Annotated in this window: 13 protein-coding genes and 1 pseudogene; 4 read left to right on the top strand and 10 right to left on the bottom strand. The window is 51.5% G+C overall.

The window, feature by feature from the left end; translation table 11 throughout:
* The first annotated feature begins 134 nt into the window (after window positions 1-134).
* A complete protein-coding gene (locus AC506A_RS00165; RefSeq protein ID WP_495459013.1) occupies window positions 135-3305 on the top strand; it encodes a beta-galactosidase in 3171 nt (1056 codons plus the stop codon).
* 165 nt (window positions 3306-3470) lie between these two features.
* Window positions 3471-4733: a helix-turn-helix domain-containing protein gene (locus AC506A_RS00160; protein WP_495459012.1), complete on the top strand. Its 1263-nt coding sequence runs from the start codon at window positions 3471-3473 to the stop codon at window positions 4731-4733.
* 45 nt (window positions 4734-4778) lie between these two features.
* On the opposite strand, the gene AC506A_RS00155 is transcribed toward AC506A_RS00160, so the two are convergent.
* The 3 genes from AC506A_RS00155 to AC506A_RS00145 all read right to left on the bottom strand — a co-directional run bounded on the left by AC506A_RS00155 (window position 4779) and on the right by AC506A_RS00145 (window position 7779).
* A complete protein-coding gene (locus tag AC506A_RS00155; RefSeq protein WP_495459011.1) occupies window positions 4779-5351 on the bottom strand; it encodes a nitroreductase family protein in 573 nt (190 codons plus the stop codon).
* Between the two features lie 504 nt (window positions 5352-5855).
* Window positions 5856-6695, bottom strand: coding sequence for a sugar phosphate isomerase/epimerase family protein (locus AC506A_RS00150; RefSeq protein ID WP_495459010.1), 840 nt, complete (start codon window positions 6693-6695; stop codon window positions 5856-5858).
* Window positions 6696-6714: 19 nt separating this feature from the next.
* Window positions 6715-7779, bottom strand: a complete 1065-nt coding sequence (locus AC506A_RS00145; protein WP_495459009.1) for a Gfo/Idh/MocA family protein — start codon at window positions 7777-7779, stop codon at window positions 6715-6717.
* Between the two features lie 124 nt (window positions 7780-7903).
* On the opposite strand from AC506A_RS00145, the gene AC506A_RS00140 reads away from it, so the two are divergent.
* Window positions 7904-8770, top strand: coding sequence for a helix-turn-helix domain-containing protein (locus AC506A_RS00140; RefSeq protein ID WP_495459008.1), 867 nt, complete (start codon window positions 7904-7906; stop codon window positions 8768-8770).
* Window positions 8771-9123: 353 nt separating this feature from the next.
* Here the strand turns inward: AC506A_RS00140 and AC506A_RS00135 are convergent, their stop codons facing one another.
* The 3 genes from AC506A_RS00135 to AC506A_RS00125 all read right to left on the bottom strand — a co-directional run bounded on the left by AC506A_RS00135 (window position 9124) and on the right by AC506A_RS00125 (window position 13051).
* Window positions 9124-10002 (bottom strand): phytanoyl-CoA dioxygenase family protein, encoded by an 879-nt coding sequence (locus AC506A_RS00135; protein ID WP_495459007.1) that lies wholly within the window; start codon window positions 10000-10002, stop codon window positions 9124-9126.
* A gap of 99 nt (window positions 10003-10101) precedes the next feature.
* Complete coding sequence (locus AC506A_RS00130) at window positions 10102-10989, bottom strand: AraC family transcriptional regulator (RefSeq protein ID WP_495459006.1); 888 nt, start codon at window positions 10987-10989, stop codon at window positions 10102-10104.
* Between the two features lie 13 nt (window positions 10990-11002).
* Window positions 11003-13051 (bottom strand): molybdopterin-containing oxidoreductase family protein, encoded by a 2049-nt coding sequence (locus AC506A_RS00125; RefSeq protein ID WP_495459005.1) that lies wholly within the window; start codon window positions 13049-13051, stop codon window positions 11003-11005.
* A 258-nt stretch (window positions 13052-13309) separates the two neighbouring features.
* Here AC506A_RS00125 and AC506A_RS00120 point away from each other — a divergent pair.
* Window positions 13310-13761, top strand: a pseudogene (locus AC506A_RS00120) (VOC family protein).
* Between the two features lie 139 nt (window positions 13762-13900).
* Here the strand turns inward: AC506A_RS00120 and AC506A_RS00115 are convergent.
* Genes AC506A_RS00115 through AC506A_RS00100 form a run of 4 tightly spaced genes read right to left on the bottom strand, consistent with a single transcriptional unit; the run spans window position 13901 to window position 17508 of the window.
* Window positions 13901-14893: an aldo/keto reductase gene (locus AC506A_RS00115; RefSeq protein ID WP_495459004.1), complete on the bottom strand. Its 993-nt coding sequence runs from the start codon at window positions 14891-14893 to the stop codon at window positions 13901-13903.
* A 47-nt stretch (window positions 14894-14940) separates the two neighbouring features.
* Entirely contained in the window at window positions 14941-15702 is a 762-nt protein-coding gene (locus AC506A_RS00110; protein ID WP_495459003.1) for an SDR family NAD(P)-dependent oxidoreductase, read from the bottom strand.
* Window positions 15699-16505, bottom strand: a complete 807-nt coding sequence (locus tag AC506A_RS00105; protein WP_495459002.1) for an SDR family NAD(P)-dependent oxidoreductase — start codon at window positions 16503-16505, stop codon at window positions 15699-15701. The genes AC506A_RS00110 and AC506A_RS00105 overlap by 4 nt, the downstream gene beginning before the upstream one ends.
* The gene (locus AC506A_RS00100) at window positions 16495-17508 is read right to left on the bottom strand and encodes a sugar phosphate isomerase/epimerase family protein (RefSeq protein WP_495459001.1); all 1014 of its coding nucleotides are present in this window, start codon (window positions 17506-17508) and stop codon (window positions 16495-16497) included. The genes AC506A_RS00105 and AC506A_RS00100 overlap by 11 nt, the downstream gene beginning before the upstream one ends.
* Window positions 17509-17514 lie beyond the last annotated feature (6 nt).

Raw genomic sequence — 17514 nt, 5'->3', positions numbered from 1 at the left:
TACCTTGCCATAATTCCGATTGACTTTTCTCTAGTTTACCTCTAAAGTTGGCCCCGGATAAAGAGCCGAACAACCTAACAAACCTAACAATATGTGAACAAGCAGGACTAACTATGAGAGGCAGTGACAAGAGAATGAGCAATACAATTTTATTCTATGACGAAAGTTTCCCCTTTGCAGGAGATCGCCCGGATGCCGGGACGCTGGCTGGGCTTAGAGAAAACTTCCAAATCGTATCCGCAGCTGAGCTTGCTGATCGGCTGCCAGGCGCTTCTACTTATGTGCATCTTCACGGTTCGTATTTCCCTAAATCGGCTTGGTCAGCCATTCTGGCACATGCTAATGAAGGTAAGGGTCTGCTGGTAGCGGGCGGCGCTCCGTTTAAGACGCCAGTGTATGAAGAGAACGGAGAATGGCAACTCGAGCCGGATCAAACGGCTTATCATCAACAACTTCACATCCATGAGGCACTTCCTGTTTCGGTGGATGGCGTTGCGAAGCTGCAGCATTTGCGCGATATTCCTCTCTTCGCAGGATATGAATCGCTGTTTACGATCGAGTCTACATTCGGCCTAGCGCTTCATGTCACTAGAGCAGATGACATGCCTGGCGAGGGCGGATCTGCCGGCCCGATCGACGCCCACATCTATCCGCTGCTTCGCGGAATCAGCGGAGACGGCTTGGCACGTGAGCTGTCAGCACCTGCTATCTTGCTGGAGCACACGAAAGGTCCTTTCAGCGGCGGCCGCTGGATTCTAATCAATCAGCCTCTGCGCAGCTCTTTCTGGTCAAGCAATGGCGCTGCCGCACTCACCGAGTGGGCTGGCTTCACTTCGCAAGGCGTAACAGAGTTATGGTTGAAGCCGAATTACGGCTCGTACGAGCTTGGTGAACGTCCGGTCTTGATGCTGCAAGGTCAACAGCTGCAATTGGCTCGTGACGAGCGGACAAGCAGCCATCCCACAGCGGCATGGTCGTTCGCTTTGCGTGTTCGCAAAGCGAACAGCAATACTATCAGTGAGCCTACTCCATCTTTTGTCTATGAAGAGGCTGATTTCACAGAAGTATGGCACAGCGATGCAGAGCTTGCAATTGGTCGTGAGCTGAGCATTCAGCGTATCGTCTTGCCTTTTAACGTGGAGGCGGGCTTCTATATCGTAGAATGCGAAGCCGTTTCCCCTGAAGGCGAACGACGCTTGCTCCGTCAAGGTTTCTGGGGCATGGATGAAGCGTTGCTCACATCCGGCGAAATGATTACTTGCGACCGAGACTATTTCTGGAAAAACGGCCGTCCGCTTCCGATTGTCGGCATGACTTACATGACGAGTGATGTGGCGCGTAAATATTTGTTCCTGCCGAATGCTGCAGTATGGGATCGCGACATGGCGCAAATGAAACGTGCGGGCATCAACTCGATTCGTACGGGGATCTGGACAGCCTATCGCAGTGTCATGTACGTAGACGGCCATCCTTATGAGGAAGTGCTGCGCGCAATTGATGCCTTCTTCCTCACTGCTAAACGGTATGATCTCGAAGTCACGTTCAACTTCTTTGCCTTCACGCCGGAAGCTTGGGAAGGCGTCAACCCTTACCTTGATCCGCGCAGCGTTGAAGCGCAGAAACGGTTCATCGCGGCTATCGTGTCCCGCCATGCCGAATCCAAGCATGTCCATTGGGATTTGATCAATGAACCTTCCATGTTCGATCCGAAGCGCATCTTCTCCGGACCTCGATCCGCCCATGATCAGTTCGAGAAAGCGCATTATGTGAAATGGCTGCAGGAGCGCCATGGTTCGATTCGCGTGCTTCAAGAGCGCTGGAATATGACGCCTGCAGAGCTGCCTTCCTTTGCGTCCGTAAAGCTGCCGGAGGCGAGCGAAATCAGCTTCGGCACGACGAATACGCTGAAGAAACATGGCGGTCCATGGCTCGACTACACGTTGTTCACAATGGACATGCACAACCGCTGGGCTTCGCAGCTCGTTGCTACGATTCGTGCGATTCAGCCGAAACAGCTTGTTACAGTTGGACAGGATGAAGGGCTTGGCGCTCAGCGTCCATCACCGTTCTTCTATGCGCAAGAGGTGGATTATACAACGGTTCACTCGTGGTGGCTGATGGACAATCTCGTGTGGGATGGTATTTTTGCCAAAGCACCGGATAAACCGAACCTCATTCAAGAGACGGGTATTATGTATGTGGAGACGCCTGATGGTCGTGCAAAACGCAGCGAGGAAGAGCTTCGCAACATTCTGGAACGCAAATACGCGTACGCCTTTTCTACAGGCGGAGCCGGAGCAGTTCAATGGATATGGAACATTAACTTCTATATGAACAACATCAATGAGTCCCATATCGGAGCGCTGCGCGCAGATGGTACAGAGAAGCCGGAAGCAAACGTTTCCTATGATTTCGGTGCCTTCATGGAGCAAATTCGCGACTTGTTCGTGGATCGTAAGCTGGAAGAAGTTGCTGTGATTTACCCTTATTCCAACGACTTCTCGAACCGCAAGCTCGCTTATGGAGCTACAACTCGTGCCATTCGGACACTGTCCTACACGATGAATGTTCACACATTCGGCCTTGGGGAATATCAGCTGGATTCACTTGCTGTCACGAAGCCGAAGCTAATCATCGTCCCAAGTACGCATAACTTCAGCAGCCAAGCGCTGGATCAGCTGCTCTTGCATGTGAAGACAAATGGCGGCACGCTTCTATTTACAGGCCCGCTCGGACTGGACGAGTACTGGCGCCCGGTTGAGCGTTTGACTGGCGAGCTGGGTCAGAACGCGGTCAGCAATTTGCTTCGCGAAGAGCTGCTTGAGCTCGGTAATGGTGTTCTCCATCCGATCTCCTTCGGCGGTGATCGCATTACGGACAGCAACAAAGGTGTACTCACTTCAGCCGATAAAGGTCCTGCCAAAGTAACGGATATTGCGCTCGGCGCAGGCCGCCTGCTCTGGTGCCCGCTTCCGCTGGAGCTGAATGAACGCCTCGAGCCGCTGCAAGCGGTGTACGGTGCTGCACTGGCGCAAGCCGGCGTGGCTGATGAGCTTGAATGGCTGCACGGCGGGGAGCTGCCTGGTGTTTACGGCCGCAAGATGGCTTTCGCGTCCGGTGCATTGTACATTTTCGTATCGGAATTCGGCTGTGATACGGCTATCGAAGTTCGCGATCCGCAGTCAGGCACCGTATACTCCTTTACACTGCCGCAAGAGCGGACCGTCATGTTCGCTGCAGATGCTGCCGGCAAACTTCTTGCGGTTTATCGTCCGCAAGAAGTTCAAATCGACGTATCATTTTAATGCGATTAAGGCAAGCAGATCGGAGGGAACTCCTGCTGCTTGCCTTTCTTTTTATCATTCAGGCTTTAAGGTCATGCTATAATGGAGAAATCGTTTCATTCTCAGGCCCTGGCGAACCAGGAATATGGTTAAGTGGTTATGGGGTTGCAGTAGGAGGAATCACGCATGATAGGGAAAATCGTCAAATTTTATCGCGAACAAGCACGTATGACCCAAGAACAACTCGGAAAAGGCATTTGCTCCGATACGCATATCAGTAAAATCGAGCGTGGATCGACGGATTTCTCTCCTGAGGTCATTTCACTTCTCACCGAACGGTTGAATATCAGCCTCGAATGTGAGCTCGTCAAATTAAACACCATCAAGAAGCGGTTATTTGCCTGGCACGAAGCGATCGTGATGCTGCTGCTAGATGAAATGGAAACGATAAAGCTAGAGCTGGAGAATGAGCAGTTAATTCAAATTTCGGATTATACGGCGCTGTACCAACTCATTCAGGCACGTTATTATTTGGTTCATTCCGAGCCGGACGCCGCCTATGCCATTGTTCTGAAGATGCAGCGCAGCCACTCCAAGCTCCCGACTTACGAGAGCAACCTGCTGCTTCACATAACGGGAATCTGCTATCTTGCTAGACAAGACTATCTAACTGCGATTGAAACGTTCAAGCAAATTGACGAAGAGGAATACAACAATCGGGAATATTACTATCATATGGCTGTGGCCTACCATTGGATCGGCTCACATATGATGGCCTATTATTACGGGGAAAAATCGCTTCGTTTCTTCAAGGACAGCCGGAACTTCGTGAGAACCATCGATGCAGAGATGCTATTGCTACTACAGGTCGTGTTCGACGAGAATCGCAACCAAGCGGATATTATTTTGCGTTTCGAGAATTTAATTAAGTCCTGTGACATCTGCAACACGCCGGATCGTAAGCGAATCGCGCTGCATAATCTAGCCTATGAATATCTGGAACAGAGCAATTACGAGATGGCATCCAAATATTATCAAGCTTCCATGGCGCTTCATAATCCGAAGACCATGCTGTATCTGCTCTCTCTCGAAGGCTATGCCCGCTGCAATTTGCAGGGAAATCTGCTCAGCAAAGAAGAGCTGCTGCGAGTTACGGAAGGCGGACTCCGATCTGCCAAAGAAATTCAAGACCAAATGCTGCAGATCCGGTTCCAGCTTCTCCTCTATAAGATCGAAGAGCAGCACGAGCAATATTATAGTTACTTGCGCAATAATGCGCTGTCCGTTCTCCGTAAACACGGTGATGCCATGCTGGTGCAGCGGTACGAGAAGGATTTATTCAACTATTACATGACGACCGGTCAAATGGAGCTGGCGCTGGAGACGGCAAGTTTCTTGATAAATAAAGAAAAGCCGATGAACAACAAGAAAGAGATGATTCCCGGTTGATCCGGGAGTCATCTCTTTCTTGTTGTTTGCCTTTGGTCAATTTGCCTAGCCGTCAATCCATGTCGTCTTTAATTCGGCTGCTGCCCGCTTCGCCTGAGGCGGAGCCATATCCGGGATGCCGAGATAGATGAATCCGAGCATCTTATCCTGCGGGCGCAGGCCGAAGCTCTCATTCATCAACGGATGGTAACACGGCTCCCCACTGCGCCATACAGCGCCGAGACCTAGTGCGTGTATCGTAAGCAGCATGTTCTGGATTGCAGCATTTACTGCGCCGTATTCTTCTAGTTCAATAATATCGTGCCGTTCAACAGGCGCGACGGCAACTGCGATAATGACAGGCGCGCGGAACGCTTTTTTCTTGGCTGATTCTGCTTTGAGCTCATTCTCAGGCGTTGACGGGTCTGCTTCTCCGACAAGAGCAATACGCGCAATCGCATCGCCCAGCTGCTTACGTCCGTCGCCGCGAAGGACAAAGAACCGCCAAGGCTCTGTCAAGCGATGGTTCGGCGCATAGATGCCCGCTTCCAAAATCTGCTCGATTACCGCCTTATCGATCGGTTCCTGCGTCACTTTTCCAATACTTCTTCTTGTTCGGATCGCCTCGTGAATGTTCATTGACCGTCTCCTATTCTAGTAAGTGATACTATAATTGTAGCATAAATCGTCGCGAAATTTGATCCACGGATGCCATGCTATTCGTTCCCAGCAGAGTGAAAAGCTAACGAACAGTACGGACGTTATTCTGCCGAAATTGAGGGCTTCGAGATTCTAACGAACCGTACAGGCGTTATTGGGGGATAATCGGCTCCCGAATACTCAAAAACCGCCAATTAGCGCCTCTACGGTTCGTTAAAAGTTTATTTGAGCTATTTTGATGGAAATAAGCGCCGTACGGTTCGTTAGAGCTTTCCGCGAAAAGCTAACGAACCGTACAGGCGTCATTTGGCCAAATTTCGGGGCTTCGAAATTCTAACGAAACGTGTAGTGCGTTCGAGCGACAATCCAGCCAGCCGAGGATCGCTATTACTCAGCCAAGCCCAAGTGGTCCCTTGCCACAAACAAACAAATCCCGCAAGAACCGGCCATCACAGCCAGCCCCTACGGGATTCTCGGTCACTATTAAACTAATCCAGCCGCCGTATACACGCGGTCAAATCCAGCCTGGGAGCGTGCAAGCAGCTCCTCAGGCGATTGTGCCGGCGGTTCAGCAGTGAGGATCTCCTGCGTAACTGAACCCTTGTAGCCAATCGCGTTCAACGCGCGAAGGAACCCGGCCAAATCAATTACACCTTCGCCCGGATAAAGTCTGCCATTGTCACGTACCTCTTCCAAAGGCAGGTCCGGTGCATCGTTAATGTGAACATGAACGATTTGATCCGGCGTAAGCGCCTCGATATCGGCAACGGTCAAGCCGTTCGTGTACCAGTGGTACGCATCGAATAACAAGCCGACATTCGGCTCCCCAATTGCTGCGATCCAATCGAGCGTTTCCTCCAGCGTCCACAGAAACGGATTCGTCCAAGCACTGCGCAGATGATGCGGGCCAACAAATTCAAGCCCCAAGGAAATGCCGTACGCACCGAGAATTTGTGCGCATGTACGCAGTCTGCGCGTAGCAAGCACCGTGAAATGCGCTGCTTTAAAGTTTGTCGCAGGCAGCACATACGTGCAGCAGCGAGTGCAGCCAAGCAGCGCGGCAGCTGCTGCTTCCTCGGCCAGCTTGCCGAGTCCCTCGCGGAATTTTTCCTCCGAATCCCGCCATTCAACGGAAAGACCGATTGAGCCAATGGCAACCTCATGCTTTGCAAGAAGCGACTTAGCGCCTTCCAAACCTTTGCGATCGATGAGCCCTTTTGCGTTAATATCTACGGTTTGAAAACCGTACTTACTTGCAGAAGCGATTAGGTTCTCATCGCTTCCAATATTGCCGAGTCCGGCATGTGATAATCCTCTTAGCATTTGAATGATCCTCCAATTATTATAGATTCCAGTCCAGCTTCACTTCATTACCGGTGCGTGACGATTCATAGATCGCATCCAGCACCAAATTGTTCGTAAACCCGGACAGCGCAGTCGTAATCGGCTGCTTGCCTTCTTTAATGCAGCTCAAGAAATGGCGGCTGAGACGCAAGCGCTCATTCTCGTCGTTCTCCGGCTTGCTGAGCGGAACTTCCATCGGTTGATTAAACTTCTCCGTCAACAGCTTGCCTTTGGCACCGCGATAGCTTGCGCCGCCTTCTGTGCCCATGAGATGCACGAACGGCGTATTATCCGTGTCCATATGAACGGCCCAACTGACTTCAAGCGACAGTGTGCTGCCATTATCCATTTTGATCAAAGCGGTTGCCAAATCCTCGACATCATAGATGCCGTCCCAGTTCGGCTTACCCCACGTTCCAATCCCTTTGCGCTTCGGACCGAACTCAGCATAGGTTGCACCATAGACAGACACCGGCTTCGGATTGCCCATCAGATACAATGCGAGATCCAGCATATGTACGCCGATATCAATCAGCGGACCGCCGCCGGACTGATCCGTACGCGTAAACCATGTGCCCCAGCCCGGTATGCCTTTCCGGCGGTACCAGCCTGTTTTGGCCGTATAAATATGACCCAGCTCGCCGCGGTCGATTTGTTCCTTAATTTGCATCGGAACCGATTCCCAGCGCATCTGATGTGCGATCATGACGACGCGATCAGAGGAGCGGCTTGCTTTCAGAATTTGTCTGGCTGCATCGGCGTTGATGCCCATCGGCTTCTCAAGCAGCACATGCTTGCCTGCTTCAATCGCCTGAATGGCAAGCTCCGCATGATACTGGTTGGGAACGCCGATAACGACAGCATCCACATTGTCGCTTTGAATCAGCGCTTCTGGCGATGCAAGCACCTCAGCAATGCCATATTCCTTGGCCCTTTGCTCAGCCAAAGGCAGAAACACATCTGTGATTGCGGTTATTTGGCAGAGTTCGCCAAGCTGCGAGAATTGCGCTGCGTGAACGCTTCCAATATTGCCTGCACCAATTATACCAATTCGAATGGCCATGTTAATCCATCTGCCTCCTCGGATCCATCACTTCTTCTACCATTTCTATGATAAAGTAGTACATAGAAAAAAGCTTGACTCAAATTTCGATAAACGTCCCATTTCTTCGGAGGCCGCCTATTCTATGACTTTTTTTCCGGATTACTTGAAATCATACCCGAATATGGATACCGCGTTTCCGCTGCATATGAGTTTGAACACGCTCAAACAAGGGTTTCGGGCGCATCGCCACGATTTCCTGGAATTCTCCTATGTCGTTGACGGCCGAGGCTGGGAAAGCATTAACGATGTAAAGCATGAGATGCTCCCGGGCACGTTTACGTTCGTACAGCCCTACCAAGTCCATGAGATCTTTACGGAACCCGGCAGCACGCTTGTCCTTTACAATTGCAATTTCAGTATGGATCTGCTCATCGATTCCGGTCATGCCGACGGGTTGACGGACTTGATAGAGCCCAGCCTCCTTGAACCGTATACGACGTTTACAGGCTCGAAACAGGAGAGAGTGCTTTTTCTCATTACAGACATGCTGAAGGAGTATACGGAGAACGAACCGTGGCGGCAAACGCTGCTGCAGGCGAGATTGAAGGAACTGCTCGTTTGCTTCGACAGGGAGCGCAGAGCGACTCAGCCGGTGAACGTTCCATTAACCGCCCCTGCCAAAACAAGCCCGTCCATCTGGCCCATCATCCATCACATTCACCGCAATTATCGTGAAGAGCTTACATTATCGCAGCTATCGGATCGATTCGGAATGAGCGTTTCTCGCATCAGTGAAGTAATCAAGGAAACGACCGGACAAACCTTCGTTCATTTCGTTCATGATTTGCGCTTGCGGCATGCAAGCAGCCTTCTCGTATCCACCGATTACAGCGTTGTCGATGTCGCACTTGAGGTCGGCTTCGGCTCGTACAAAACATTTGTCCGCATTTTCCGCGAACGTAAAGGCATGGTGCCGATGGCATATCGCAAAGCAAAACGGCCCCAATAATGGGGCCGTCAGGCTGTCCGAGAAAGTCTAGGGCAGCCACTTATTTTAATATGCTTCATGAACATAATTTTACAGCGTGGCTATTTGATGAAAATAAGCTTTATTGAAAGGCTAACGGTTGTGACAGTCGTTATTTGCAGCAAATGGATCGATTCCTAGTAGAAAACGTTCAAATAAGCTCGCTGGCAACCGTTACAATATGAATAGGGTCTATTTATGCCAAATAACCACAGTCACAACCGTTAGAGTTGGAATACGACAAAGCATGCGCTCATCGCGGGTGTACAATTATATCAACGTGGGTTTCTCGACACACTGACGGCCCCAATTATGGGGCCGTTTCGTATAAGAAGCTACACGCGGTGCAAACTCTTCCCTTTCTCCTCTTTCACTTCACGCCACATTCTCCGCCACTCCGTAACATCGGTCAGAACGCTAGCCGGATCATACGCACTCCGAACCGGGAATGAAGGATGAATAGAACGCCCGGATGGCGCGCCCGTCTTATGATAGCGCAGATCAATCGACCACCTGATGATATCGGATCGATTGGAAATCCCCCTATGCGGCGTGTATTTATTCATGATGACCAAACCGCCTTTCTTACACTCCGCTAACACAGGCGTTACGCTGGGAAGCTTCTCAGGAACGATCGTTGTGCCGCCTTCTGCACGATGGTTAATGTATCCCTGCTTGAAAACATGCGGCATGATTTCCATGCAGCCGGTTTCGGCGGTTGCGTCCACAAGCGGCAACCAGAACGTAATAATCTCCGATGCTTCCGAGTCTGGCGAAGTGACGGCACAATCCTGATGCCAGGGGACATTTTGAAAATAATCCGGTTCCGATTGCGTCGACTTCGCCGGATGTTTGGCACGAATATGCTGAATAGGATTGCAGCTGAGCTCTGTTCCGAGCAGACACTCTACGAGATCGAGTAACCCTTCATTACCCATGAAGCGAAATATCGCTTCCCCCAAATAGCCGTTAATATCAAATCCCCGGCTTATCTCTTTGCTTTGCTCATACAACCTCGTAAAGCGTTTCTCAAATGGTTCATCCTCGTACAATTCTGTCAGTTTGCCCTCAGCCAGAAGCAGCCTAGCCCTTGCTCCTAGTTCAGCCGTAAGCTCGTCGATAACGGGCTGCAGCTCTTCATCCGTGAAAACATTTGGCACAATCAAATACCCTTCGGTTTGATATCGGATCATTTGCTCAAGCGTTAATCGCATTCGCCCACCGACCGCCTTTGATCTTGGATTGTTCTTCTCTTCTTCATCATAGCGATGCTGCCATCTGATAGGAAGGTAGAATCTTACACCGAATGCGGACTATATTATCCGATATTCGCTTGGTGCACGTCCATGATGTCTGCGGAACAGTCTGGCAAAATAAGAAGCATCCTCATAGCCGAGCATCTCAGCAATAGTAAATACGGGAAAATCCGTGTACAGCAGTAACTTCTCCGCTTCGGTCATGCGCAGCTGCTGAAGGTAGGTCATAGGCGTCATCGATGTATGCGCTTTAAATACGCGGCACAAGTAATTCGGCGTCCAATGTACAACCTGTGCCAGCTCCTCCAGTTTAAGCTGTTCACCAATATGTGCGCGCATGAATTGCTTTAGATCACTGATTTCACCGGCTAACGCCCTAGCTTGCCGTTCCGTCGACGTCGATTCGATGACCTGCTCACCAAGCTTCCATAATGTTTGTTCAACTCGCAGCATTAACTCGATCACCATTAGTGACAGATGCTCTGCCGTGACGTATCGATTGCTAGGGTCAAGAAGCCGATTAAAGCCTTCAAGCAGAAAAGGACGAAGCGCAGGCGGTATGAGAATCGGCTCGTCACGGAACCCGGCAGGCAGCACATATCCTCTCTTCTCTTCGATCCAATCAAACAGGTTCACCGATTGCGCAGGCTCGTTGCTCCCTTCATCACGCAGCAGAAACGTGCATTCCACATTATGCAGACCGATATCGTCATCAGCATGAAATTGATGCCATTCGTTCGGGTTGATTACATACAAGAAGCCGGGCAATGCCCGGCTCTTCCTGTCGTTAACGAGGAAGCTGCCCGCTCCCCCTGTAATATACATCAAATGAAAAACCGGATGTTGGTGCCTTGTCGTCAGCTCACCTTTACGGCCTTGCTGTCGATCCGTCGTAATATGCTCCGGCCGTAAGCTTTGCCCCTTCATAACTAGCCGTATGCTCATACTTGCCACCTCATCACCGTTTGTCGACTTGCACGCGCCCGGAGAAAAAGGTTGCCCCTCTCCCCATATCCGCCACCCGATCCGGGGTCAGCGCATTCACCATCGCCTTGCCGCCGTCACTCCCATCCGCCCATAGCCCCTGGCTGACAACGACACCTGCCAGCACATCATCGCCTACCGCCGCAGTAAGCTCACAGCTTGCGCGATCATTCCAGACACGTATGGCATCGCCGTTCTCAATGCCTCGAGCTTCTGCATCGGCCCGGTTCATATGAAGCTTCGGCGTTTTCTCCATTGCGATATGCTTCTCGTTATTAGAGAACGTGGAGTTCAAGAAATTATGATTGGCGGTCGGAATGAATAAGAACGGATAGGGACCATCCTCCACTAGCGGCGTGTAAGTCGGCATTGGCGGGTAACCTTTGCGTTCCATCGCAGCAGAATAGAGCTCTACACGACCGCTCGGCGTCCGCAGCTTGCCAGGGAATAGCGGCTTCACAGTTGCTTTTATCGCACCGTGCTCCTGCAGCTTCTGCAGTGAAATAGTAGCCAAATTCGAATTGTTCGGGTTGTTCAGCGCCTGCTCGATCATGGCCTCATCCGAATCCTGAAGTGCCTCTTCCTCATAGTCCATTGCTGAAGCAAGCAATCGGAACACCTCAGAATTCGACTTACTTTCCCCATAAGGCGCTGCAACAGGCTGCTGCAAGTGCACATAATGATGCCAATAAGAAAGGTACAGATCGGTATTCTCAAAAGCGGACGTAGCCGGCAGCACAATATCGGCATAAGCAGCCGTCTCGGTCAGGAACAAATCATGCACAACCGTAAACAGATCCTCGCGTAAGAGCCCCTCTCTCACTTTGGTTGCACTCGGCGCTACAAGAGCAGGATTGGAGTTGTACACATACAAAGACGAGATCGGCGGCTCATCCGAATCCATCAGTGCGCTGCCGAGCAAATTCATATTCACTTCGCGTGCGCCTCCGACAGCCCTTAGATCCGGTCGTTCCAGAGCGGACTTATTCAGCGCCAAATAGCCGCCATTTCCTTTAATCGCGCCGCCGCCTCGCTTGAGCCATTGCCCTGTCACTGCCGGCAGACAGGCAATCGCGCGAGTCGTCATGCCGCCGTTATCATGATGCTGGGGTCCGTTCCCGATACGGATAAACGCGGCTTCACTGCCGCCATACATACGAGCCAGCTTATAGAGATCATCGACCGGCACGCCTGTAATTGAAGAGACTACCTCAGGCGTGTATGATTTCACATGTGCGCGAAGCTGCTCATGACCAACCGTAAACTGTTCCATAAACGACTCATCCGTAAGCTGCTCAGCGAACAAAATATGCATCAATCCGAGCGCCAGCGCCGCATCCGTACCGGGCATAACAGGGATGAACCAATCGGCCCACTTCGCGGTCCGATTGCGATGTACATCAATGACGACAACCGTCGCACCATTCTTGCGTGCTTTCTCGGCAATCGTCACTTGGTGCATATTCGTGCTAACCGCATTAATTCCCCACATGATAATAAGTTTCGCATGGACGGTTTCCTCCGGATCGGTACCGTAGCTTCCACCCATCGTGTAACCGTAGCCTTCCGTACCAGCCGCTTCGCAGATCGAATAAATCAGCTTGCTCGCACCCATCCGATTAAAGAATCGACGGCCTAAGCCTTCCGTACCAATGCGGCCCATGTTGCCATAGAAACTGTAAGGCAGAATCGCTTCAGGTCCTTCAGCTGCAATCAGTCTCTTCCACTGCGACGTTATAGTGTCGATGGCTTCCTCCCACGTAATGCGTTCAAACTGCCCGCTCCCTTTGGGACCGACGCGCTTTAACGGGTATTGCAACCGATCCTTATCGTAGATACGTTCCGTCATATGTCGGACTTTATTACAAATCGCCCCTTGCGTCACAGGATGCTCGGGATCACCTTCAATTTTAACAATTCGGCCGTTCTCTTTATGAACAAGAAGTCCACACTGATCGGGACAATCCAGTGAGCAGACCGACGGGAATACGCCATTCGATTCCATATAGGTTGATGCAGTCATACTTGAGTCACTCCTTCACTTTCGCTCCGCTACTACACATGAATCTATTATATCGGGTGCAGCGTTTGGTGAAAAGCGCAGGCAAGGCGAAACGGCTGTCGCCGACACGAATGACAAACTTCGGCTTTCTGCTTATCCTTGTTGAACTAGGGCAGTTTAGTTTAATGATCAAAAATAAAAAGCAGGAGATAATATCGTAACTCCGAATCTGTAGAAGATGATCAGGTAATAAATTTGTACTCCTAAGGAGAAAAAACGATGGAAAAAAACAGATTACTAAGAATGGACAATGTTGGCATCGTTGTAGAATCACTTGATGACTCCATCTCTTTCTTCGAGGAGATTGGCTTGAAGCCGAAGGGCGAGCTACTGTCGAAGGGGAATGGGCCGGTCGCGTAACCGGGCTGGGTTCACAGTGTGTAGAGATTGCTATGATGGTTACCCCAGATGGCCACAGCCGACTTGAACTTTCGCGATTTGTCACCCCACCTACTATATCAGATCACCGAACTGCTCCTGTAAATGCCCTAGGTTATCTACGCGTCATGTTCACCGTTGAAGACATTGACGAAATGGTATCCAGACTCACTAAGTATGGCGCTCAGCTCGTTGGCGAAGTGGTTCAGTACGGGGACTCGTATCGGCTCTGCTACATTCGTGGACATGAAGGACTTCTAATCGGTTTGGCGGAACAACTCGGTAAGAAATAAGTGACGTTTACAAGAAGACTAACCCTGAAATATGCATGACTATGGTACGACAGCTCAATAAGCCGCCTCTTCAACGAGGCGGTTTTCTTATCGTAAAAAAAAGCCTGCATCCCTGTAGGATGCAAGCCATTCTCGTTTGTTAAACGGACACGTAGGAGCCCGTCTCCAAGAATCGTAATTGCGCCGGTGTGAGAGTAACCTCACTTGCCGCGCAGCTATCCAGCACGTACGCCGGCTTCGAAGCGCCGATGATCGGAAACACCGGGAACGGCTGCGAGGTTAAATACGACAGCGCAATAACGGTACCGGTCGTTTCGAGCTCCGCAGCCAGCTGCTGCACGCGCTCAAGACGGTCAAAGCTGGCGTCGTTGAAATACATCTTCTGCACGCCTGCGGCACTGCCTTGAGTACCGGCATCCTTGCCCCTTGCATATCGACCGCTGAAGAAACCGTTCGCTTGCGAGGAATACGGAATAACCGTCATCCCCGTCTCAGCGAAGTAATTCCGATCCGATTCACTCATCACAACAAGCGTTGGGTCTCCGATTGAGCCCGGCGTAGTGACGGCCAGATTCCAGAGCGGCTGACTAGCTGCAAAAGGCGTTAAGCCATGTTCGGAAGCATAAGTCTGGGCTTGCTTGATCCGTTCCACCGTCCAATTGGAGCATCCGATGCTTCGGATGCGCCCGGCCTTCACTTCGTCATGCAGCGTCTCCATGATCTCATCCACAGGTACGCTTGCATTGTCACGATGCAGCCAATAGAGATCGATATAATCGGTCTGCAGCTGGCGCAAGCTTCTGGCAATATCCGCTTCGATATCTGCTCGTCCAAGCCTTGGAATATGCATCGTTGCAAGCTCCGGATGCGCACCTTTAGAGGCTAGGATGAGCTGATCGCGATGGCCTCGTTCTTTCAGCCATTCTCCAATCCGGATTTCGGTCAAGCTTCTCCCTTGGCCGAGCCAGTCGTCATAGACGAGGGCCGTATCGATAAAATTGCCGCCCTGTTCCACATAAAGATCAAACAGCCGGAACGCATCCTCCCGCGGCATTCCGCCGCCGAAACCGGCCGTCCCCATAACGATGACGGCAGCATTTAAAGGTGTTCCCGGTATGTTACGATAACGCATGATTCGTTTCCTCCCAGATCCATTTTCGGCCAGCAGCATGTTTCAAGCTATTTTAAAGTGATTCCACCGTCTACTATGAGCACTTGGCCGTTAATCTGCTTACTCATGCCGGACGCCATGAACAAGACGGCATCCGCGATATCCTCGCCGGTTTGCAGTCGCGCGGCCAATGATGCCATTTGCTCCTCATCCATTCCGTTCGATTTCCACCTTGCGACCTCGCCTTCGGATGCCACCCAGCCCGGCTGCACGCAATTCACTCGAATCCCGTGTTTCACAAGTGCCTTTGCGAGATTCCGCGTCAACGTAACGATGCCGCCCTTGGAAACCGCATATGCCATCGTAGCCGGCTCGCCTGCTGTTGCGTGGTTCGAGCCAATGTTAATAATGACGCCGCTTCCCCGTTCGATCATGCCTGGCACAACGGCTTGGCACAGCATATAGGCGCCTTTGAGGTTAATGCCGAGTACGTTATCCCAGAACGCTTCATCGGTTTCAAGCAGATCTGCTCTTGGGAAAATGCCCGCATTGTTGACGAGCACATCGATCGGAACGCCGAATTGACGGGTCGTCTCAGCAACGAGGGACTGCACTTCACTCCGTTTGGAAACGTCGCATCGGATAAAATGTACCTCAGCCCCCATATCTGCAAGCTGCCTCGCCGTCTCTGTACCACTCTCGTCGTGATCGGCAATGATAACCCGTGCTCCGCATTCTAAGAATCGCTTGGCAATCGCACGGCCAATCCCTTTGGCCCCGCCTGTGACAACGACCTTCTTCCCCTCAAACGTGATAATCGGCGCCGTCATGACCGCAGTGCATCCTTCCGCGCCGCCTCATAGGCCATATTCGGAATCTGCGTCGCAAATTTGCCGCCGCTCACATCGATCATCGTACCGGTAATGTAGCCGGCAAGGTCAGATGCAAGGAAACAGATCAGGTTCGCGACATCGTCCTTGCTTCCCCAGCGCCGAAGAGTAAGCGTATCTAGCAGCCGCTGCTGCCGCTCTTCCGGCTGCTCTGCATAACGGTTCATATCCGTCGGGATCATCCCCGGCGAATAACAATTCACGGTAATGTCGTAAGGGCCAAGCTCGCCTGCAAGCACACGCGTAAACTGTTTCACCGCAGCTTTGGAAGATGCATAGGCTGCGCTTCCGTAAGCCGGTACTATAGCAGCGAAGGAAGCAGCGTTCAAGATGCGGCCTGAGCCTTGAGCTTTCATAATCGGGACAACGGACTGGCACATCAGAAAGGTACCCTTCAAATTAATATCCATGTTGGCATCCCAAATCTCTTCCTTGAGCAGCTCAACAGTGCCGCCGCTGGCCACTCCGGCATTGTTGATTAAGATATCTATTCGCCCAAAGCGGCTCCGTACCTCCTCCACGACCTCAGCGATTCTTGCCGAATCTCGCACGTCACATATGAACTGTGCCCCGTTAAGCTGCTGTTCTGCAAATTCCAGCGCCAGCTCATCGAGCAGCTCTTGCTTGATATCTGTGCCAATCGTAATAACGCCTTCCTTCGCAAGCGTCATTGCGATATGACGTCCAATTCCTCTGCCGGCACCGGTAACTATGGCTACCTTTCCTTGTAAATCAATGATCATGACAAGCCGCCTCCTCTGGTTTCACAGTGTTCAAGCTGTATTTCAGCTGCTGCACATACGCGATACTCGACATGAGCTGGGACTGCTCGTAGGCTGCAATAATCTCCACTGCTTCGCCACGTTCATGCGGCGTACGCCAGTCGGCGGTCGGCTTTGCGTTACGCTGAACGAAACGCAGCAGCTCAGCTAGTGATCTTGCAGATCGCTCGGGGTATTCCGGCCAATAATCATCGGCCAATACACGTGTATGCCTCGCTTCAAGCGCTCCGATTTCAATGGACATGCACAGCTCTTTGGCTGCCGGGCTTTTGCGGAACACATCCATCAGCGCAGGGAAGTCCACCGCTCCTTGTCCGATTGGGCAACGGACGAGCATGTACCCTTCCGCACTCGGATAGATCCAATAATCCTTCAAGTGGACATGCTTCAGATAAGGCGAGATCCGTTTGGCAAATTCGACTGGTTCCTCTGCGGTAGCGAGCGGATTTCCTGTATCCAGCGTTAAGCCGAAGTTTGGGGATGCAATCGAATCGCACAGCCAAATCAGCTCTTCCGAGCAGAGATCCTGATGATTCTCCAGCGCTAGGATGACGCCTGCTTCTTCCGCCAACGCTGTTGCCGCAGTAAGCCCGCTCCGCACCTCCTCAAGGAAAGGCTTCCAGGTGCCGGTTAAGTGACGGCGGTCTCCGCCAAACTTCGCTCCGCCTGCTACTGTGCGTACCACCTTCGCACCGACCAACTTCGCGATTTCAAAGGCTTCACCTAGCCGCACAGCATCGAAACCGTCTGAAGCGATCGTGATATAGAGATCATTAGCGTCGACTGTACTTGCTATCGCTCTAATGTCGCAGCCTGCCAGCATCGATAGGGGCAGCTCGACGCCTTGAAGTCCATTTTGCAGCGCCATGTTAATGACTCCCTCGGCCGATATCTTCGGACTTCCTGCACGCGGGTGCAAGCCCATAGCGTAGGTCGTGCCGAATACAGATAAGCCAAAACGCATCCCGAT

The sequence above is a fragment of the Paenibacillus sp. N22P23 genome, from assembly GCF_059383735.1.
Note: the sequence above shows the minus strand (reverse complement) of the source record. Positions and strands in the feature narration are given on the sequence as shown.